General features: G+C 50.1%; 17 protein-coding genes. 10 read left to right on the top strand and 7 right to left on the bottom strand.

Annotation, left to right across the window (positions count from 1 at the left end; translation table 11 throughout):
* Nucleotides 1-56 precede the first annotated feature (56 nt).
* Together udk and ACSF8X_RS12410 are read left to right on the top strand one after the other, a co-directional pair.
* Nucleotides 57-701, top strand: a complete 645-nt coding sequence (udk, locus tag ACSF8X_RS12415; protein WP_047877157.1) for a uridine kinase — start codon at nt 57-59, stop codon at nt 699-701.
* A 148-nt stretch (nt 702-849) separates the two neighbouring features.
* Nucleotides 850-2,994, top strand: a complete 2,145-nt coding sequence (locus tag ACSF8X_RS12410) for an AsmA family protein (RefSeq protein WP_500850119.1) — start codon at nt 850-852, stop codon at nt 2,992-2,994.
* Nucleotides 2,995-3,087: 93 nt separating this feature from the next.
* On the opposite strand, the gene ACSF8X_RS12405 is transcribed toward ACSF8X_RS12410, so the two are convergent.
* Nucleotides 3,088-3,540, bottom strand: a complete 453-nt coding sequence (locus ACSF8X_RS12405; RefSeq protein WP_500850118.1) for a CBS domain-containing protein — start codon at nt 3,538-3,540, stop codon at nt 3,088-3,090.
* Nucleotides 3,541-3,786: 246 nt separating this feature from the next.
* Here ACSF8X_RS12405 and ACSF8X_RS12400 point away from each other — a divergent pair, with 246 nt between their 5' ends.
* Both ACSF8X_RS12400 and ACSF8X_RS12395 read left to right on the top strand, forming a co-directional pair.
* Nucleotides 3,787-4,836, top strand: coding sequence for a metal-dependent hydrolase (locus tag ACSF8X_RS12400; RefSeq protein ID WP_500850117.1), 1,050 nt, complete (start codon nt 3,787-3,789; stop codon nt 4,834-4,836).
* A gap of 319 nt (nt 4,837-5,155) precedes the next feature.
* The gene (locus ACSF8X_RS12395) at nt 5,156-6,478 is read left to right on the top strand and encodes an anaerobic C4-dicarboxylate transporter (protein ID WP_500850116.1); all 1,323 of its coding nucleotides are present in this window, start codon (nt 5,156-5,158) and stop codon (nt 6,476-6,478) included.
* Nucleotides 6,479-6,938: 460 nt separating this feature from the next.
* On the opposite strand, the gene ACSF8X_RS12390 is transcribed toward ACSF8X_RS12395, so the two are convergent.
* From ACSF8X_RS12390 to ACSF8X_RS12380, 3 genes are all read right to left on the bottom strand, one after another.
* On the bottom strand, nt 6,939-7,373 hold the full coding sequence (locus tag ACSF8X_RS12390) for a phosphate-starvation-inducible protein PsiE (protein ID WP_047877152.1): 435 nt from the start codon (nt 7,371-7,373) through the stop codon (nt 6,939-6,941).
* Nucleotides 7,374-7,479: 106 nt separating this feature from the next.
* Nucleotides 7,480-8,085 (bottom strand): cob(I)yrinic acid a,c-diamide adenosyltransferase, encoded by a 606-nt coding sequence (cobO, locus tag ACSF8X_RS12385; protein WP_047877151.1) that lies wholly within the window; start codon nt 8,083-8,085, stop codon nt 7,480-7,482.
* Nucleotides 8,086-8,129: 44 nt separating this feature from the next.
* Nucleotides 8,130-8,897 carry an adenosylcobinamide-GDP ribazoletransferase gene (locus ACSF8X_RS12380; protein WP_047877150.1) on the bottom strand — a complete coding sequence of 256 codons (768 nt, stop codon included), beginning with the start codon at nt 8,895-8,897 and terminating at the stop codon, nt 8,130-8,132.
* Nucleotides 8,898-9,032: 135 nt separating this feature from the next.
* On the opposite strand from ACSF8X_RS12380, the gene ACSF8X_RS12375 reads away from it, so the two are divergent.
* Nucleotides 9,033-9,728 (top strand): DUF3313 domain-containing protein, encoded by a 696-nt coding sequence (locus tag ACSF8X_RS12375; protein ID WP_047877149.1) that lies wholly within the window; start codon nt 9,033-9,035, stop codon nt 9,726-9,728.
* Between the two features lie 65 nt (nt 9,729-9,793).
* On the opposite strand, the gene ACSF8X_RS12370 is transcribed toward ACSF8X_RS12375, so the two are convergent.
* Both ACSF8X_RS12370 and rne read right to left on the bottom strand, forming a co-directional pair.
* Entirely contained in the window at nt 9,794-11,350 is a 1,557-nt protein-coding gene (locus ACSF8X_RS12370; protein ID WP_047877148.1) for a SulP family inorganic anion transporter, read from the bottom strand.
* 331 nt (nt 11,351-11,681) lie between these two features.
* Complete coding sequence (gene rne / locus ACSF8X_RS12365; protein WP_500850115.1) at nt 11,682-14,951, bottom strand: ribonuclease E; 3,270 nt, start codon at nt 14,949-14,951, stop codon at nt 11,682-11,684.
* A gap of 619 nt (nt 14,952-15,570) precedes the next feature.
* On the opposite strand from rne, the gene rluC reads away from it, so the two are divergent.
* Entirely contained in the window at nt 15,571-16,518 is a 948-nt protein-coding gene (gene rluC / locus ACSF8X_RS12360; protein ID WP_047877146.1) for a 23S rRNA pseudouridine(955/2504/2580) synthase RluC, read from the top strand.
* A 68-nt stretch (nt 16,519-16,586) separates the two neighbouring features.
* On the opposite strand, the gene ACSF8X_RS12355 is transcribed toward rluC, so the two are convergent.
* Entirely contained in the window at nt 16,587-17,168 is a 582-nt protein-coding gene (locus ACSF8X_RS12355) for a Maf family protein (protein ID WP_500850114.1), read from the bottom strand.
* Between the two features lie 301 nt (nt 17,169-17,469).
* On the opposite strand from ACSF8X_RS12355, the gene yceD reads away from it, so the two are divergent.
* Genes yceD through ACSF8X_RS12335 form a run of 4 tightly spaced genes read left to right on the top strand, consistent with a single transcriptional unit; the run spans nt 17,470 to nt 20,170 of the window.
* Nucleotides 17,470-17,985, top strand: a complete 516-nt coding sequence (gene yceD / locus ACSF8X_RS12350) for a 23S rRNA accumulation protein YceD (RefSeq protein WP_047877144.1) — start codon at nt 17,470-17,472, stop codon at nt 17,983-17,985.
* A 20-nt stretch (nt 17,986-18,005) separates the two neighbouring features.
* Nucleotides 18,006-18,176, top strand: coding sequence for a 50S ribosomal protein L32 (rpmF, locus tag ACSF8X_RS12345; RefSeq protein WP_039468809.1), 171 nt, complete (start codon nt 18,006-18,008; stop codon nt 18,174-18,176).
* Between the two features lie 9 nt (nt 18,177-18,185).
* Nucleotides 18,186-19,208, top strand: coding sequence for a phosphate acyltransferase PlsX (gene plsX, locus ACSF8X_RS12340; RefSeq protein ID WP_047877143.1), 1,023 nt, complete (start codon nt 18,186-18,188; stop codon nt 19,206-19,208).
* A gap of 5 nt (nt 19,209-19,213) precedes the next feature.
* Nucleotides 19,214-20,170: a beta-ketoacyl-ACP synthase III gene (locus ACSF8X_RS12335; RefSeq protein ID WP_047877142.1), complete on the top strand. Its 957-nt coding sequence runs from the start codon at nt 19,214-19,216 to the stop codon at nt 20,168-20,170.
* Nucleotides 20,171-20,172: the final 2 nt, after the last annotated feature.

Here is a 20,172-nt window from a genome sequence, read left to right as displayed (position 1 = left end):
GTTGACATCAATAATGGGATCCACCTCGCCACGTTGTTTTACAGGTGCTTTCTGATATGTCTGAAAACTCACACCAATGCGTAATTATCGGTATTGCAGGTGCTTCTGCATCCGGTAAAAGCTTGATTGCCAGTACTGTTTACAAAGAGCTAAAAGAAAAAGTCGGCGATCATCAGATCGGTGTCATCACGGAAGATTGTTACTACAACGATCAAAGTCACCTAAGCATGGAAGAGCGGGTTAAGACGAACTACGATCACCCAAATGCCCTTGATCACGACTTGCTTTGTGATCATCTAGAAAAACTAATGCGTGGCGAAGCAGTTGAGGTTCCTCAGTACAGCTACAGCGAACACACGCGTATGACTGAAACATCAACGCTGACACCTAAGAAGGTGATTATCCTTGAGGGTATTCTGCTGTTGACTGATCCACGCCTGCGTGAACTGATGCACGCGAGTGTATTTATGGACACTCCACTGGATATTTGCCTGCTGCGCCGTCTACAGCGTGACGTTGCAGAGCGCGGTCGTACTATGGAATCTGTACTGGGTCAGTACCAGAAAACCGTACGCCCAATGTTCATGCAGTTTATTGAGCCGTCTAAGCAGTATGCCGATATTATCGTTCCTCGAGGCGGTAAGAACCGAATTGCGATTGACGTTCTAAAGGCGCATATTGCCAAATTGCTTCGCGCTTAAGCCGCGAAAACCGAATGACAGAATAGGCAGCGTAAGCTGCCTATTTTTTTTATAGGCCTATGACTGTAAACGGGTGATCACCGCTCGAATTTATAGCGGCCTGTTTGATAGGATATGCTTATCGGAGCATGAAGAAATTGGGGACTCAATGAAAAAGATAGCCTTTGCCCTGCTGGGCGTCGTAATTGCCGTGGTTATAGCTATCGCAGCTCTACTGGCCTTGGTTGATCCAAATCAGTTCAAACCCATGATTGCCGAACAAGTCAAAAAGGCGACGGGCCGTGATTTGGTGATTGAGGGGGACATCGGTTGGCGGTTCTTCCCTAGTATTGGTTTTGACATTGGTCAGACGGCGTTTCGCAACCCTCAGGGGTTCGCCGAGCCAAATTTGGTACAGTTTGACAATGCCGAGCTGTCAGTGTCTGTAATGCCTCTTTTTTCCCGCGAACTGCATGTCGGCAAGGTCAGCCTGCAAGGTGGACGGATTTTTGTCCAAACCTTACCTTCTGGTGTGAGCAACCTTGACGGCTTGGGCAAGCAGGCTGGAGATTCCACCGGGGAACAACAGCCGGCGGATATTGCTAAAAAAACGGATAACCAGCAGCCAGAGTCGTCAACACCTGCTCAGCCTTGGGCGATGAGCCTTGATGGCATTGAGATTGTCGATGCCAGTGCGGTGATTAGAGACGATCGTAGTGGCAATAAAACGGACATCTCTCAGTTTGATTTCTCGTTGAGCCGTTTTGCGCCAGGGGAGTGGACCGAGGCCAAATTCGACATTAATGGTCAAGCTGACAAGATGGTGTTTGCCGCAAAGGGCCAGACTCAGTTACTGATAAACAAGAAGTTAGACGGTGCCGAGCTCAAGCAGCTTGCGCTGGATCTGTCGGCCAATGACGGCAATACTGAGATTAAGTCTGCAAGCCTATCGCTGGACAGCTTCAAGTTGGGCGAGTGGTCGACCATTGAGTTTTCTGCCAAGGGGCAGTTGCCTGAGCTGGCTTTTGACAGCAAAGGCAACACCCGCCTTAATGTATCATCTGATGTGAAGATGGTTAGTCTTGACGGGCTGTCGCTTGATGCGGCCCTTAGCGGTTCGGCTTTGCCTCGCCCGTCAATGAAGGTATCAGTAAAAGCCGATGCAACGTATGATATTCCGGCTGCATTAGCGACGGTATCGGCTTTTGCAACCAGTGCCGATGAGCTTGCGGTGTCTGGTTCAATGTCGTTTAAATCTGCTGATATTCCCGTCATTCGCTTTGATTTGGCGTCCGACAGGATTGATGTTGATGCCTTTATGGGGAAAGACGAGCAGCCGGCACCAAAGTCGGGTAGCGAGAGCACTACCAGCACCAAGGCGGAGGGGAGTGATCCGTCGGTTGCTGTTGAAGAGCAAGAACCTGACCTATCGGTATTTAAGACAGTGGATGTGGCAGGCAAGGTCGCTATCGGTGAGCTGAAGGCCGCCAATGCCAAGCTGAGCAATGTCGTCTTGTCGGTTACCGTGAAAGACGGGGTGTTGAAGCTGAAGGGCCTCGATGCCGATCTTTATCAAGGCCACCTGAACGCATCGGCGACGATTGATGCACGGGGGGCGTTGCCGACTTATCGTGTCAGCAAGCATCTCAACGGAGTTCAGATCCAACCTATGCTTGTTGATATTGCGGGTAACGATGTTCTTGCTGGTACGGGGAGTATCGATATCGCACTGTCTGGTAAGGGGTTGACCGAATCAAGGATCCGCAAGAACGTTAACGGTACGATTGCAGTGAATTTTGCCGATGGTGCGGTGTATGGCGTGAATATTCCCGAGATGATCCGTGAAGCTAAGGCGACGTTAAAAGGCCACAAGGCGGAGTATATCAAGGAAGAAAAGAAAACCGATTTCTCTTCCATGAAGGCGACAATGAAGCTGGGCAACGGTATTGCATCGACCAGTGATTTGGATATCAATTCGCCGCTGCTGCGTATTGGCGGCCAAGGTGAGACCAATTTGGTGTCGGAGAAATTGGCATTTCTGATCAATACCTCGGTAGTTGCAACCAGCAAAGGCCAAGGTGGCAAGGAAATTGATGAAGTGGCAGATCTTACGGTTCCTATTAATGTAACCGGCAACTGGAATGAGCCTAAGTTCGCTCTTAATATTGCACAGCTGCTCAAGCAGAACAATGAGCTGGAAGAGAAGGCTCAGCGTGAGGTTGAGCGCGGGTTGAAGAAGTTGTTCGGCGACAAGGCTGATGACGAGAATATCAAAAATGCAGCCGACAAGTTGCTAAAGGGCCTGTTTAACTAAGGTTGAACTGGTGCGAACGTTAAAGCCCGCAACATTGTGTGCGGGCTTTTTTATGCCTGATACTCAGCTACTTAGCTTGCCGAGAGGACTTTCTTAGGCGGCTGACTTTTTCTTCTTCAGGGATTTTTGCCGTTCCAGACTATCCCGGTAAGCAGCGAGAAGGTCGATAGCCGAGAGCATTCCGACCAGTTCCCCGGCTTTGTTGAGCACCGGAGCCGCGCCAATATGGTTGTCGAGAATGGTGCCAATGGCTTTGGTGAGAGTATCGTAGGTGCGAACGTGGATAACATCTTTGCACATGACATCGCTAATGTGGAGGTCATCGGTGAGGTGGTACTCATGGCCTACATCTGGGGACTCATCGACCCAGCCAGGCCGTCTTAGCTCTCTATCGCTGACAATTCCTACCAGTTCGCCACTACCGTCAACGACCGGGAGGTGGCGGATGGTTTCGTCTTTCATCAGGAAAAAAGCTTCTCGAATCCCGGCATCGGGGGCTATCGTGATGACTTTCTGGGTCATGTACTCTGACACTTTTTGGGGCATCGCATCATCCTTTTTTGTATATGAATGGCTCTGTCTCTTTTCTACCCTAGCGGATCTTGGCGGATCCCGCTGCGATCTGCTCCGTGTTTTGGCCAGTATATAGAGGATGCCCAAAACAAAATGGTAACAATTATTGTATGTTTTTATCTTCGAGTCGCCTCAACGTAGGGGGGCAAAATGCGTTAACTTACCAAAGCATTTTTTGTTAATGTGTGGCGGCAGTTCGATGGACGAGAGGAGTAGGATGTGGATTCAGTAACACAAGCTGCATTGGGAGCGGCGGTCGCCGGGGCCATAGCCGGTAGGCAATGTTCGCCGAAAGTTTTGTTGGCCGGGGCGGCATTGGGCACACTGCCGGATCTGGATGTGTTGATCAGTTATGGTGATCCTGTTTCCGATATGGTCAAGCACCGGGGATTCAGTCACTCTTTGTTCGTGCTTTTGCCATTTTCGTTGTTGCTGAGCTGGCTATGGCAGAGATGGCGCCCGATCCCTTTTTCGTTTATGAGGTTATGGTTGCTGGTGGCGGCATGTCTGATCACCCACCCATTGCTTGACGCATGCACAACCTATGGTACCCAGCTGTTTTGGCCGATCCCTTATCCGGTCTCTATTTCAAGTATCTTCATTATTGACCCGCTATATACGTTGCCGTTGCTGCTGACTGTCGTGGCAGCATTGCTCTGGCGTGGACGGGCGGCGAAGTTATGTATGGTGGGCTTAGGGTTATCGACGATCTATCTCTCGTGGTCATTGATTGCGTATCAGATGATTGAACAGCGGGTAGAACAGTATACCGCCTCGACCGATTTGGAGGGGAAGCCGGTATTTATCGCCCCCACGCCGTTGAATACGGTATTGTGGCGTGTGGTTGTGAAAGGTGATCATACTTACTGGGAAGGGTTGGTTTCGTTGTTTGACGAGAGCAACGAGATAGCGTTGATCGCCAAGCCTAAAGGGACGTTTCCAGAAGGACTCCAACCGTCGAAGCATATAAACATGTTGGATCATTTTACGTCTGGATTTATCAAGTATGAACAGCGCGACAATATCTTGGTAGTTTCTGATCTTCGGCTGGGAATGGTGGATTACTTGCCATTTCAATTTGCGTTGGCGACTCAAAGCGCACAGGGGGATTGGCAGTGGAGGGATCCCCGACAGCTTGAAAGCCCAAATGTACAGCCGAAGCATTTACCCGCCTTATGGCTGAGGCTGTTGGGTAATCAAGATATCGACGCCAACCTTTGTCATATATCTGAGTGCCCCGACATCACGGCGAGTGTTGTGAATATGTAGCACATATTGTTGGTGTTTGGCTTGGCTTTATTTTTCGCCCTGTGGTTATCTTACTACGGGGCTTTTATTTGCTTGTTTTTCAAACGTATGTAATTTTGGTGTAAAAAACGGGTTTGTTAATAGTGTCTTTGATGTAGTGCTTCATTGTTTATAGTACGGCGTTTTCAAGTGGCAACTCACAGTTCGCTATACCAGTAAAATTAGGCTTGGAGAAATTGACAGGTATCAAATTTTGGTTATTAGCATACTGGCACTCTGCTCACAGTTTCATTTCTCATTCCGACACCGGAATACATTATTGATATAGGGAGATAGCAAAATGCTGTACTTGGAATTTCTCTTCCTCTTACTCGTTTTATATGCAGGAAGCCGATTTGGTGGTATTGGTCTAGGGGTTGTTTCTGGCCTTGGCTTGTTAGTTGAAGTATTTATTTTCAGAATGCCTCCGACTTCGCCACCGATCACGGTGATGCTGATCATTTTGGCTGTGGTGACATGTGCCTCTATTCTGGAAGCTGCGGGTGGCTTGAAATACATGCTTCAAATTGCTGAACGTATTTTGCGTAGCAATCCTAAGCGTGTCACTTTCCTTGGTCCATTGGTCACTTACGTCATGACATTTATGCTAGGTACCGGCCATGCGGTTTACTCAATCATGCCGATTATCGGTGATGTCGCGCTGAAGAACGGTATTCGTCCTGAACGTCCGATGGCGGCCTCTTCGGTGTCATCGCAGTTGGCGATTACTGCCAGCCCAATTTCAGCGGCCGTTGTGTACTACTTGTCACAGCTGTCTGGCGTGCAGGAAAGTATTAGCCTGATGACGATCCTGATGGTGACTGTGCCGTCAACGTTGTTGGGTACCTTGCTGCTTTCTCTATACAGTTTGCGCCGTGGTGCTGATTTGAGCGAAGATCCTGAATACCAGTGCCGTCTGAATGATCCGTTGTGGAAAGATAAAATTCTGCATACAACCTCTACCTCGCTGGATGAAAAACTGCCGCAGTCAGCCAAGCATGCTGTTTTGCTATTTATCATGGCATTGGTTGTCATTGTGATTGTGGCAATGGTGCCGGAAATTCGCACTATTGGTGAAGGTAAGCCAATCTCAATGTCTGTCGTTATCCAGATGATGATGCTGGCTTTCGGTGGCTTGATTTTGCTGGTGACCCGTACCAATGTTCAGAAGGTGCCAGAAGGCGTCGTGTTCAAATCAGGCATGGTGGCTGCTATTGCTATCTTTGGTATTGCATGGATGAGTGACACTTATTTCCAGTATGCGATGCCATCGTTCAAGTCTGGGATCACTGATATGGTTCAGCAGTACCCGTGGACATTCGCACTGGCTCTGTTCACCGTTTCTGTGGTGGTTAACAGCCAGGCTGCGACTGCACGTATGATGCTACCGGTCGGTATGGCAATGGGGCTGAGCCCGGCGTTGCTAATTGGTCTGATGCCTGCGACATACGGTTACTTCTTTATCCCTAATTACCCATCGGATATTGCAACTTGCAACTTCGATGTCACAGGAACGACTAAAATAGGTAAGTGGTACTTTAATCACAGTTTCATGATGCCTGGTTTGATCGGTGTGGTATCTGCTTGTGCGATAGGTTACACGATTGCGCAAATTATCGTATAAAGATCATTAGTGATTGTACTATCTTCTTTAGAATAGTCACAGAATCAGTATGTTGTGATGGTAAAGCCAATAGCTCATAGCTATTGGCTTTTATTACTAGAAACTGAAGCGGCATTGGCGATATTGGCCGGTATGATTTGCCGGGTCGCAAGGTGTGGCGCTGGGAAAGCACGACTCATTTTTGTGATTAAAGATATTATTGTTTTTTGAAATAGCATCTCTGCATATCAGTAAGGCATTAGATAGTTTTATTTTTTACTGAGGGTGTAATGATTAAAGTTGATTTTGACGAACTCAGAATGCGAATGCATGGCAAGGCTTTGAAAAAAGCAGTGGCGTATTACAAAAAGAAGTTTAGTCGTCCGAAAACGATAAGTTGATGCATTGGCTTAAGCCGTTGCGAAAAGAGAAAAAGGAGCGGGTAACCGCTCCTTTTTTATATTTAGCGCCAGCAGGGCCGTTAGTCATCAGACTGGCGTCGGCCAGGAATATTGACTTCTTCATAGGGCCAGTAATGGTGGCCGATACGGATGATCAGTGTTGCGGCAGCAAGAATAAATGCCGCCGTTGATAGCCATACAACGTAGATTCCATCTAGTTCTTTCATGCCCAGAGTGATATAGCGGGCAATGGCCATGATGGCAATGTAAATCGGGTAGCGCACCGGGATCTTACCGTTGGTGACGAATTGCTGCACCATAGCTAAGACCTCGAGGTAGATAAACATGAGCAGGATATCGGTCAGCAGGATTTGCTTGTTGGTCCAGACATGAATAAATTCGGTGATCATCGCCGCGAGGGTCGCCATCGTAATGGCTACAAGCAGGACGGCTTCCATGACGTGGAAAAGTTTTAAAAATGGCTGACTGAATTTTTTGGGTAAATGTGAAGGCATACTTAACCCTTATAGGAATAAAATTTTGCGAATTATAACCTTAAGCGTGGTTGTTATGAAGGGATATGCCAAGGGGTGATGCCCAATAGGATTGGGCATCGGAATCTTACCAGTCGATGCCTTTGCGTGCTTTGACGCCGCTTTCGAAAGCGTGTTTGACATTGCGCACTTCTGATACGGTATCGGCCAGCTCGATCAAAGCGCGGTGGGCGCCTCGGCCAGTGACGATCACGGACTGCATCGGCGGTCGGTTAGTGATGGCGCTGAGTACTTCCTCAAGCTCGATATAGCCGTAGGTGATCATGTAGGTCAACTCGTCGAGCAGGACGACATCGTAACGCTGATCGGCCAGCATGCGTTTGCATTCAGTCCAAGTGGTTTGGGCGGCGACTGTGTCGGCCTCTTTGTTTTGGGTCTCCCAAGTAAAACCCGTAGCCATAACGGCAAAGTCAACACCATGCTGTTCAAGCAGAGATCGTTCGCCACAGTCCCACGTCCCCTTGATGAACTGGCCGACGCCGCATTGCTGGCCGTGGCCAACGGCGCGGGCAATAGTGCCAAACCCCGACGTCGATTTTCCCTTGCCGTTGCCGGTAATGATAAGGAATAGGCCTTTTTCTTCCTGAGCGGCATCGATACGGGCATCGATTTCAGCTTTCACTTTTTCCTGTCTGGCTTTGTAACGTTCGTTTTTTGGGTTTTGTTCTGCCATAGGTTTCCTTGTTCTCTTTGGTAGCTGGATCTTTTGACCGTGATTTAATGCCATAACGCAAGCAGTACCAGATAGCCGCTAAGCTCCGAGAGCTGTTGGGCAGCGCCAAGGCAGTCACCGGTGTAGCCGCCGAGCTGGCGAACGAACCACCGCGCGCAGAGGTAGCGAACAATAACCAGAGTAACGGCGAGGAGCACGGCTGTCGTCATGGGTAGAACCAGCAATATAATCAAACTGGTGAAAATTAAAACCCACAAATCCTGCGGGCTTTGTTGGTTGGCCAGCGGCTTGACCTTGCTTTCTGCATCAAGCCTGACATAGGGATAGCTGAAGATAAGACTAGCTGCAACGGCGCGGCTCAGGCCGTGCAGGCAAACAATGGCCAGCATGGTTTGTGTGACAGAATGCCCGGCCAATGCCGAGAGGCTGGTCCACTTTAGCAGCAAGGCCAGAATGAGGGCGGCAGCCCCGTAGGTGCCGAGGCGGGAATCTTTCATGATCTTGAGCTTTTGCTCTGTCTCCCAACCACCGCCGAACCCGTCAAAGACATCGGCTAGCCCGTCTTCGTGAAAAGCACCTGTGATCAATAACCCTGCAACCATGGATAGCAAGATGGCGATTTCGGTTGGGAGCAGCCATTGGCTCACGCCAAAGACAGCAGCACAAATCCCCCCGACGATAATACCGACCAGAGCAAAATAACGATTGGCACTGTTGAGCAGTTCGGGGGAGTAGGGTACGGAAGCCGGAATGGGGATCCGGGTAAAGAAAGCGAGGGCGATAAGAAAGAGGTGCCATTGGTGCTTGAACATAATGATTCCGGGTCAGGACGGGAGACAAATCGCAAAGTGGGTATAAGTTACTCAATATTCGACGATAAAGCTATAACCACTCTGGTAATACCGTTTTATACGGTATACCATTTCATTTAAGTGAGGGAGGTTGCTATGCGAATTATAATATGTGGATTGTTAGTTTTGTTGGCTGGGTGCTCAAGCCGATTACCGACTGAGGAAGAGCAGAATTTCAGCCGGATTGCCAACCCGAATGCATTAAGCGAAGTTGCTTATATTGAGGATGCGACTGGGTTGCAATGGGTTTCTCCGGCGTTGACGGTAGCGCACTATGACACGTTGATGATCGATCCGGTTGGTGTGCACCCTCAGGCCAAAAATGTCGCGCAAGTGCCGGCGGGCGTGTTGGATAGGGTATCGCTGCGCCTGACCCAAATTCTTCATGATGAGCTGGGTAAGGGGATTGATATTGTTGATTCTTCTCGGCCGAAGGCGGCACGGTTGCAGGTTGAAATCAGCCGGGCCAGTACCGACATGGAGGATTTGAAAATCACCGAGGTGCTACCATATGGGGCTTTGATTGGTGCTACCAAAGCGCTGCTTGGAACGCGTGATCGGAATGTTCGTTTGTTGGTGGAATCGCAATTGCTGGACAGCCAAAGTGGGGAGGTACTTGCCGAACGGGTGAGTGTCCTGCTGGCTGAAGATATTTTGGAAAACGACACCGAGCTGCTCAAATATCAGCAAATCAAAGAGATAGTCGATCAGTTTACCCAAGATATTGTCCATTTCATTCGGCTCACTGTTTATGAGGCAGAAAAGAACACCAAGCCTCGTCATTTGGGCTGAGCCCCGAGACCAAAAACAAAACGCCCGCAGTTGCGGGCGTTTTTGTCGGTAAGTCTAGGGTGTAGTTAGCCTAGCGTATCGGTCGCAACCTTGTAGGTTGGATCTTCTAGCATGTTAATTTCCACTAAGTTGCCGGCTTTTTTCAGCAAAGAGCGACATTCAGGGCTCAAATGGCGAATATGCAGGGTCTTGCCTTGGTTGGTGTAACGTTCGGCAACGGTATCAATCGCTTCGATGGCGGAGTGATCGGCAACACGCGAATTGGCGAAATCAATAATGACATTGGCCGGATCGTTTTTGGCATCGAATAGCTCAAGGAAGTGCGATGCCGAGCCGAAGAATAGCGGGCCATTGACGACATAAATTTTCGAGCCGTTTTGATCGGTATGGCTGGTGGCGTAGATACGCTTGGCATGTTCCCAGGCAAAGACAAGCGCTGAGTAAATCACACCGACGATAACGGCCAGAGCAAGGTCGAAGGCCACAGTCACGCCTGTAACCAGCAAGATCGCAAAGAAATCATGGGTTGGAACTTTACGAGCTAGCTTGAAAGTTGCCCACTCAAAGGTGCCGATAACAACCATGAACATTACCCCAACTAGGGCAGCCAGCGGAATCATCTCAATTAGTGATGAGCCGAACAGGATAAACAGCAGCAGGCCAACGGCCCCCGTGATGCCGGACAGGCGGCCTCGGCCACCCGAGTTGATGTTGATCATCGACTGGCCGATCATCGCACAGCCACCCATAGCGCCAAATACCGAACAGGTCATGTTGGCAATACCTTGGCCAACACACTCTCGGTTACCTTGGCCTCGAGTACCCGTCATTTCATCGATAACAGTTAGGGTCAACAGGGACTCAATCAAGCCGACAGCGGCGAGGATCACTGAGTAAGGTAGGATGATGCGCAGGGTTTCCATATTGAAGCCAACCTCAGGTAGAGCAAAGGTCGGCAATGAGCCTGCGAGAGTAGCGTTGGCATCACCGCTCATAGTGCGGACGAAATCTACCACGGTACGGGTATCAAGGCCGAGGCCATGAACCAGCAAGGTTACGGTGATAATAGCAACCAGCGATGACGGAACGGCCTTGGTCAACTTAGGCAAGAAATGAATAATCGCCATTGTCAGCAGTACCAGCCCAAGCATGATGTAGAGCTGAGGGCCCTGCATCCATACCAATGCGCCGGTGGCGTCAGGGACTTTGAACTGGCCGAGCTGGGCCAGAAAGATGACGATAGCCAGACCATTGACGAAACCGATCATCACCGGGTGGGGAACCATCCGGATGAATTTGCCCAGCTTAAATATCCCAGCCAAAATTTGGATGACGCCTGCAAGCATGATAGCAGCGAAGAGGTATTGGATACCGTGTTCAGCAACAAGGCTAACCATGACGACAGCCATAGCACCGGTGGCACCAGAAATCATGCCCGGACGGCCGCCAAGAACGGCAGTTACAAATCCGACGATAAAGGCCGCATACAGGCCAACCATTGGGTCAACACCTGCTACGAAGGCGAACGCCACGGCTTCTGGAACCAGGGCGAGGGCCACCGTAAGCCCGGAAAGAACGTCATTTTTGACGGATTGCTTCGAAAATTGTGGGAACTCAAACATTTTACTCAGTTATCTTCCGGTGATGATGGATGGGTGTAGATATAAAGTTGCGCATCCTACAGAAATATGTGATTTAGTTCAACTTTCAATCGCTTGATTTCGTCAAATTTGTTTATGAGTATAAATAAATTTGATGAAAGTAACATGAATCATGAAAAAACAATGATTATGGATGTTTCATGGCGACGTTAATGAGGATGCATAGATTGCCGCATTTTGAATGTGACTAGCTGCGCGTTTATTGAGGCGTTTAGATGGGTATTAGTATAGATAAAGAAAAAGCCATGCAGAAACTGCATGGCTTTTTTTAGCGTGGAATAACCCGCTTACATTACATTGTAGGCTTGGTCATTGGCGCTGTAGCAAGGCTGGTTGCTGTTTGGCTGCCAGCTTGGCGTGCAGTAAGACGCTGTTCGCGCATCGGTGCAACTGCTACCACAATCGGAGCTGCTGATGATGCAGGTGCAGGTGCTTTAGCCATTTGGGCAACAGCATGGTTGCCGCGAGGGCTAGTTGCTGTTACTGGCGCTGTCGTTGCTGCAACCGCAGCTTTCGCTGGGGCTTCCACTACGATCTCTGCATCTTGAGCAGGCTCTTCACTGACATTCATTGCTGTCATAGCTGCTTGGGCTGCCGCAACGGCTTGGGCAACTTGCTCAGCTTCGCCATCAACAACAGGTGCGTTGTCGGCAGCAACTGCAGCCGTTTCTTGGCTAGGTGCACGCTCACGCAGCGGGAATGCTTTACCCATTGCGATTTCAGGCATTGCAACGCCACCAAGAGTATTGCTTGCTGGTGCTTCTACTGCTGTATCGCTTGCTTCAGCATCTGCTGTTTCAACAGGTGCTTCAACCGGCAACTTAGGCGCTGACGGCCATACTTTGCCCATTGCCATCTCAGGTGATGCAACACCTGTTAGTTGGCGTGGTGCAGCCTTTGGCTTCTCAACGATAGTCACAACATTCTCGATGTCGTTTAGTACATCGGTTGCTTCCTCTACGGCCTGACCAACAGCATCGGTAACAAGCTGCTCAACATCGCCCTGTTGCTCCGGACGTGTGTCACGGATGCGGCGACGGCGCTGGCCGCTGGCACGAAGGTGACGAGGAGAACGGCGGTTACGACGCTGGTTACCGTCTTGCTCGGCTTGCTTGTCGTCTTTGTTCTCTACGTCTTGGTCAGAGGCTTCCGCTTTGGCAGCCATTGCCATTGCTGTACCCATTTCGGCCAGTGGAGAAGGGGTTGTTGTCTCTTCTGCTACTGGAGCATCTACAGGTGCTACAGCCATTAGCTCTGCATCGTCGGTCACGCGGATTTTCTTGCGAAGATCACGGCGTTGGCGGCGCTGTTTCACTTTGGTTGTTTTTTCCTGCTCTTGCTTTTCCTCAACGGCTACAGTTGGCTTTTCAGCTTTGGCTGGCTGCTCTTCGTTGCGGCGCTGCTTTTGAACCTGAACGTCTTCGCGGCGAGATTGGCGCTTTTGCTCTTTCTCTTTGCGAGGCTGCTGGCTCTGCTTCTCAGCATGCTGCTCGGCATTGTCTTTGGCTTTTTCGTTGCGCTCACCGCGGCGGCGAGACTGACGCTGTTCACGTTGTTCGCGCTGCTGCTCGGTGTTTTGCTTTGCTTCAGACTCTTGGCGATCTTGACGACCACGGCGGTTGTCTTTCGCATTGCGGCGGTTGTCCTGGCGCTCACCACGCTCTTGACGTTCGCCACGTTCCTGACGTTCACCACGGCGGTTGCCTTCTTGGCGCTCACCACGACGGTTGTCTTGACGTTCGCCATTACGACGGGTGTCGCGACGATCACGGCGGTTACGCTTGTTGCCTTCTTTCTTCTCTTCTTGCTTGGTTTCTACTTCTGGCTTGTTGCCTGAGAAGAAGTTCGCAATGGCAGAGAAAATACGGCTAAAGAAGCCTGGCTTTTCATTGCTAGCAGCAACGTTTGCAGATTGTGGCTTGGCCTTGGCTGGCTGTGCCGCTGCTGCAGGTTGTGCTGGCGGTGTGGCAAAACCTTGAAGTACAGGTTCTTCACGTTTTCTGGTCGGCACTCGCTCTTGTGCTGTCTCACCGGATTCAGCTTCGCGAAGCGCTTCAAGTGCGTTAGGCAAATGGTAGGACAGGGCGTCGAATTCATCACCGGCGCGAACACGGACAACCTCAAAATGCGGAGTTTCCATGTTGGCATTAGGTACGATGATAACGCGTACATCGTGTGATTTTTCGATGTACTGTACCGAACGACGTTTTTCGTTAAGCAGGTACGAAGCAATCGCGACAGGTACAACCGCTAGTACTTGAGAGGTGTTGTCTTTCAGTGCTTCTTCTTCGATCAGACGCAAGATAGACAGCGACAGTGATTCGCTATCACGGATCACGCCGGTACCGGTACAGCGTGGACATACGTGGTGGCTCGCTTCTGCCAGAGACGGGCTCAGGCGCTGACGAGACATTTCCAACAGGCCGAAGCGAGAAATACGACCGATCTGAACGCGGGCACGGTCCATGCGGACAGCTTCGCGCAGGCGGTTTTCTACTTCGCGCTGGTGACGTACTGGTGTCATGTCGATGAAGTCGATAACGACTAGGCCGCCAAGGTCACGAAGACGTAGCTGGCGAGCGATTTCATCGGCTGCTTCAAGGTTAGTCTGAAGCGCTGTCTCTTCGATGTCGCCGCCTTTGGTTGCGCGGGCTGAGTTGATATCGATAGAGGTAAGTGCTTCGGTCGGGTCGATAACGATAGAGCCACCGGATGGCAGACGAACTTCACGCTGGAAGGCGGATTCGATCTGGTTTTCGATCTGGTAGTGATTGAACAGCGGGGTATCGTTGTTTTCGTAAAGTTTTACGCGGCTTAGGAAGTCAGGGCGTACTTGTTCGATATGGCTGCGTGCACGGTCATAAATCTTCTTGCTGTCGATGACGATTTCGCCAATATCGCGGCGAAGGTAGTCACGGATAGCACGAGCAATGACGTTACTTTCCTGATGGATTAGGAAAGGTGCTGGCGCTGAATCTGATGCGTGTTTTACGCGTTCCCAATGGTTTAGCAGGTAGTCTAGGTCATATTTCAGATCTTCGGCTGACTTGCCAACACCTGCGGTACGCACGATTAGGCCCATGCCTTGAGGCAGTTCCAGAGTGCTTAGTGCGGCTTTCAGTTGGGTGCGTTCTTCACCTTCGATACGACGGGAGATACCGCCTGCACGAGGGTTGTTTGGCATCAGAACCAAGTAGCTGCCCGCAAGGGAGATGAAAGTGGTAAGGGCTGCGCCTTTGTTGCCTCGTTCTTCTTTGTCAACCTGAACAATTACTTCCTGACCTTCTTTCAGCACTTCCTTAATGTTAGGGCGGCCTTGGTAAGAATAATCAGAAGGGAAATAGTCACGGGCGATTTCTTTAAGAGGGAGGAAACCGTGGCGCTCTGCACCGTAGTCAACGAACGCTGCTTCCAGACTTGGTTCGATACGTGTGATGCGTCCTTTGTAGATGTTTGCTTTTTTAGATTCGTGGCCAGGGCTTTCGATATCAAGATCAAAGAGCTTCTGCCCATCAACCAATGCGACGCGCAACTCTTCCTTTTGAGTTGCGTTAATCAACATTCTCTTCATTTCTATTGTACTCGTTTTTTATAGTCAGCAAGTGCCTCCGGTAATGTGTTCGTCCTGATGGTGCCTGACCCCAAGTCTGATCGAAGATGCAGCCTCACGGCTGGAATTCAGGGGTGCTTTTTGGCAACACATATCATCCAACTGTACCAAGATGGTTAGATCTTATTCTGTACAGCTGGCACACCGACTTTCTGCGGCGGTATCTTTCACATCAGTGATAAAAACAAAACTGGAATGCACTAAAAATCACTCTGAGGAAGTTAACGTCTTACGCCACGTGCTGCGTTTCTCGTCAGAGTTGCATGTAAAACAATCAAGCAGGCGGTCTTTTGCTCGCCTCGCTGGCAAGGTAGGCAATTTTTTCTACTCTTGCACGCCAATCATAGCAGGGTGACTTTTTTGCGGCAATCTGCTTTATCTCTTAGTGGGCGCAAGATGCCGTATTCTTGGAGGCAATAGTCAGGTTTTGTGCTCGGGAAAGATATGTTACCAAAGCGGTATTGACAAATTTGCCGAGATAAAAGAGCCCGTATGGGGCGAGGAGGGAAAATCACTGTGCTACGAGTATCTTGAGGTTACTTGGTTATAGAGGCGTGTTAGAATGCCGCCCATGAAAGATGATAAACCAAAAGTGCAGTTCATCGAGATTTCTGATGATTTTGCAGGCCAGCGAATCGATAATTTCCTTCGGGCGCGGCTTAAAAATGTACCAAAAAGTATGATTTACCGTATTTTGCGCAAAGGTGAGGTACGGGTAAACAAAAAGCGTATAAAACCAGAGTACAAGCTGCAAGACGGCGATTTGGTGCGTGTGCCGCCGGTAACGCTACCTGAAAAGGACGAGCAGGCACCTGTTAGCACCAAGCTGGACAAGGTTGCTGAGCTGGAGTCGTGCATCATCTATGAAGATGACCACATGCTGATTCTGAACAAGCCATCGGGTACCGCGGTGCATGGTGGTAGCGGCCTGAAGTTTGGTGCTATCGAAGCATTGCGTGCTCTGCGTCCTGATGCCCGTTTCCTTGAATTGGTACACCGCATTGACCGCGATACATCGGGGATTTTGCTGGTGGCCAAGAAGCGTTCTGCGTTGCGCAAGCTTCAAGAGCAGTTTCGTAACAAGACCGTGCAGAAATATTATTTTGCGTTGGTAATGGGCGAGTGGAAAGCCAGCTGCAAGAAAGTGACGGCCCCGCTTTTGAAAAATGAGGTGAATAGCATTGTTCGGGTTAACCCGAACGGTAAGCCGTCAGATACCCGCTTTAAGATCATTGAGCGTTTGCAACAGGCCACGTTGATCCAAGCAAGTCCGGTGACAGGTCGTACCCACCAGATCAGGGTTCACTGCCAGTACGCTGGACACCCGATTGCGTGGGACGATCGTTATGGCGATCCGCGTTTTGATGCCTTTACTAAAAAGGTGGGCTTGAATCGCTTGTTCCTCCATGCGGCCAATATTAAATTTGCCCATCCGAATACCGATGAGGCTATGGATATATCGGCACCGATGGAACCGATGCTCAATAAGGCCATTGAGCAACTGCGCCTTAAAGGCTAACAAGGTTCGTCGTACTACAAGACAAAAACGGCAGTCATCATGACTGCCGTTTTTGTATCTGGTGCCGGTTAAAGTATGTCGATGCCTTCGGCGGCGAGCATCTCGCACAGTGTTATCAGCGGTAGGCCAACAAGGGTATTGGGGTCACGGCCTTCCAAGCGGTCGAACAGGGCGATCCCCAACCCTTCACTTTTGAAGCTACCGGCGCAGTTGAGGGGTTGCTCTCGTTCGACATAGCGACGAATAGCCTCGCTGGTTAGCTGGCGGAAATGGACGTGGAAGGGCTCGCAAATAACTTGGCTGTGGCCGGTCTTGGCGTTGTGAAGACATAGGCCTGTATAGAAGGTGACAGTTTGGCCACTGGCTGCCTCAAGCTGCTTGCAGGCGTTTTCCGTGGTATGCGGCTTGCCGACAATCTCATTGTTGATAACGCAGACTTGGTCTGAACCGATAATGAGGTGTTCGGGATGCTGGTCGGCACACGCTTTGGCTTTGGCTTCTGCAAGGCGGCATACCAGTTGTTCGGCAGATTCCCCAGGGTAGACACTTTCATCGGTATTGGGGCTGGCGGTGGAGAAGGTTAATTCCAGTTTGTTGAGGAGCATTTGGCGATACGGAGAGGTCGAGGCCAGCAGCAAAGGTTGGTTCATGGTGCTTTCCGATTAAATTAGGGTTGTGGTAGTCTACGCGTCCGGGTTTGCGATGGCTACGTTATACTGGTAGCTGATGTGATGGGGTTGGTGGCCTTTTCGCCATTTTTTGTGCGTTATTTGTGCGGTGTAAGCAGTGTTATCATTGTGTTGCTGAACAAACAGATAGCAGACAAAATGGTGGAAGTAGCTGTGTGAACTCGTCTGTCTCTGGTTAGGAGGCGACGAAATGGCTAAATGCTGTTAATTCGCACACATTTCCTTTGACTCACACTGATTAGAAGGCTAATATTCGCGCCCTATGCAAAAGGTAAAATTGCCGCGTACGGTTGATCCGGTCCGCGCAGCTCAGAAAAAACTCGATTATGATGGTATCATCAAGGCCGAGCTTCTTGAGCGTCTGGCTGAATCAACGCAGAGCGTAACACGTGATGCAAACGTCACCTTATCATTTGACTTGGACCAGCGCCATGTCGCGTTCGTGCGCGGACGCGCGGATGTTGAAGTGGTGCTAACCTGTCAGCGATGCCAGGAAGAATTCAATCACGAATACAGTGTTGAGTTCTGCTATAGTCCGCTCTTCAAGCCTGAAGAAGCAGATGATTTACCGGAAGCTTATGAGCCGGCTGACGTCGACGAAAATGGTGAGATCAACCTGATTCAAATCGTTGAAGACGAGTTGATTCTGGAATTACCTCAAGTCGCTATGCATGATGACGCTGACTGTAAAGCCAGTGGAAACATGACTTTTGGTGAGATCCCCGTTGCTGATGAGCGTCCAAATCCGTTTGCAGTATTGAAAAATCTAAGTAAGTAATTTTAACAGGAGTAGGGTTAATGGCCGTACAAAAGAGCAAAAAATCACGTTCAGCACGTGGTATGCGTCGTTCACACGATGCACTAACAACTGCAGCTGTATCTGTAGATTCTGCAAGTGGTGAAACTCACCTACGTCACCACGTAACTGCTGACGGTTTCTACCGTGGCCGTAAGGTTATCAACAAGTAAGGTTGAGCCTTGAGTGGTCTAACCGTTGCACTTGATGCAATGGGCGGGGACTTCGGTCCTCAAGTAACAGTGCCTGCCTCCGTGCAGGCACTGTTGCAATTCCCTGAGCTAAAAGTAGTCCTATTCGGTGATCTAAGTGCGATCACATCCCAATTATCTCTCCTGAACCAAACGAATCACCCTCGAATCCAGATCGTCCATTGCGATAACGTTATCGCAAACGATACGCGTCCTTCTCAGGCTCTGCGCCGAAGTCAAGGCTCCTCGATGCGTGCTGCTCTTGATGCAGTTTCAGACGGAACGGCAGATGCTTGCGTGAGTGCGGGCAATACCGGTGCGTTGATGGCATTGTCCCGTTATATTCTCAAGCAACTTCCTGGTGTTGATCGTCCGGCGTTGGTCTCTGCAATCCCGACGTTGGGCAGCAAGCGAACTTGGCTACTTGATCTTGGTGCCAATGTATCTTGCGATGCTGATACGTTGTTTCAGTTTGCGGTGATGGGGGCGGTGCTGGCCGAGCAAGGCACACCGAATCCTACCGTGGCCTTGCTGAATATCGGTGAGGAGCACATCAAGGGGAACGATCAAGTTCGTCGTTGTGCTGAAATGTTGGCAGATTTGGACGATATCAACTACGTTGGCTTCTTGGAAGGTGACCAAATTTATACGGGCAAAGCGGATGTTATCGTCTGCGATGGTTTTGTCGGCAATGTTAGCCTGAAAACCAGCGAAGGCGTCGCCAACCTGTTTATCGCGAGCTTGAAAAAAGCGATTGCGGAGCATCCAGTTAAGCGACTTGTCGCCAAATGGCTGTTTCGTGACCTATTTGAGACGGTAAACCAGCTGAAACCCGACCAGTATAATGGCGCGAGTCTGTTAGGATTGCGCGGTATCGTGGTAAAAAGCCATGGAAGTGCTGACATCACAGCATTTACCAATGCGATTGGCGAGGCTGTGAACGAGGTCAAGCGGCAAATACCGACTAAAATCAGTGACCGTTTGGAAGAAGTCTTACTCGAGAGGCATTATTAGTCTTCATGTATAGCAAAATTTTAGGTACTGGCAGTTACCTGCCGGAACAAATCCGTACTAATGCCGACCTAGAGCAAATGGTTGACACTAGCGATGAGTGGATCGTTGCACGCACCGGTATTCGTGAGCGCCGCATTGCCAATGCTGACGAAAGCGTGGCTGTGATGGGCTATCAGGCCTCCCTTAATGCCATCGAGATGGCTGGCATTAATAAGGAAGACATTGATCTGATCATTGTCGCGACAACCAGCGCCAGCCATTCATTCCCTTCGGCTGCCTGTCAGGTGCAGGGAATGCTGGATATTAAGGGCTGCCCAGCCTTCGATATTGCCGCGGCGTGTTCAGGCTTTGTGTACGCCTTGAGTATTGCCGATCAGCACATCAAAACCGGTATGGCGAAAAATGTACTGGTTATTGGTGCTGATGCGCTTTCTCATAAATGTGCCCCAGATGATCGTTCCACGATCATTTTGTTCGGTGACGCTGCGGGTGCCGTAGTTGTGGGGGCGAGCGAAGAGCCTGGCATTATTTCCACCCATCTTCATGCTGATGGTCATTTCGGTGGCTTGCTAAGCCTTGCCGTGCCTGATCACGGTCAAGCGTTCAGCGACGACAAGTGGCTGTATATGGCGGGTAACGAAGTGTTCAAAGTGGCGGTTACCCAACTGTCTAACCTTGTGAAGGACACATTGGCCGCCAATAATATGGACAAGTCAGAACTAGACTGGCTGGTTCCCCATCAGGCCAATATGCGTATTATTACCGCGACGGCCAAAAAGTTGTCTATGTCGATGGATCAGGTGGTTGTGACGCTTGACCGCCACGGCAACACATCGGCGGCCACCGTGCCGACAGCATTGGACGAAGCCGTTCGTGACGGTCGCATCCAACGTGGCCAGACGCTTCTTCTGGAAGCCTTTGGCGGCGGTTTCACTTGGGGTTCTGCCCTGGTGAAGTTCTAACG

The organism is Photobacterium panuliri (assembly GCF_059920555.1).
This window is presented reverse-complemented; position numbering and strand designations above follow the sequence as displayed.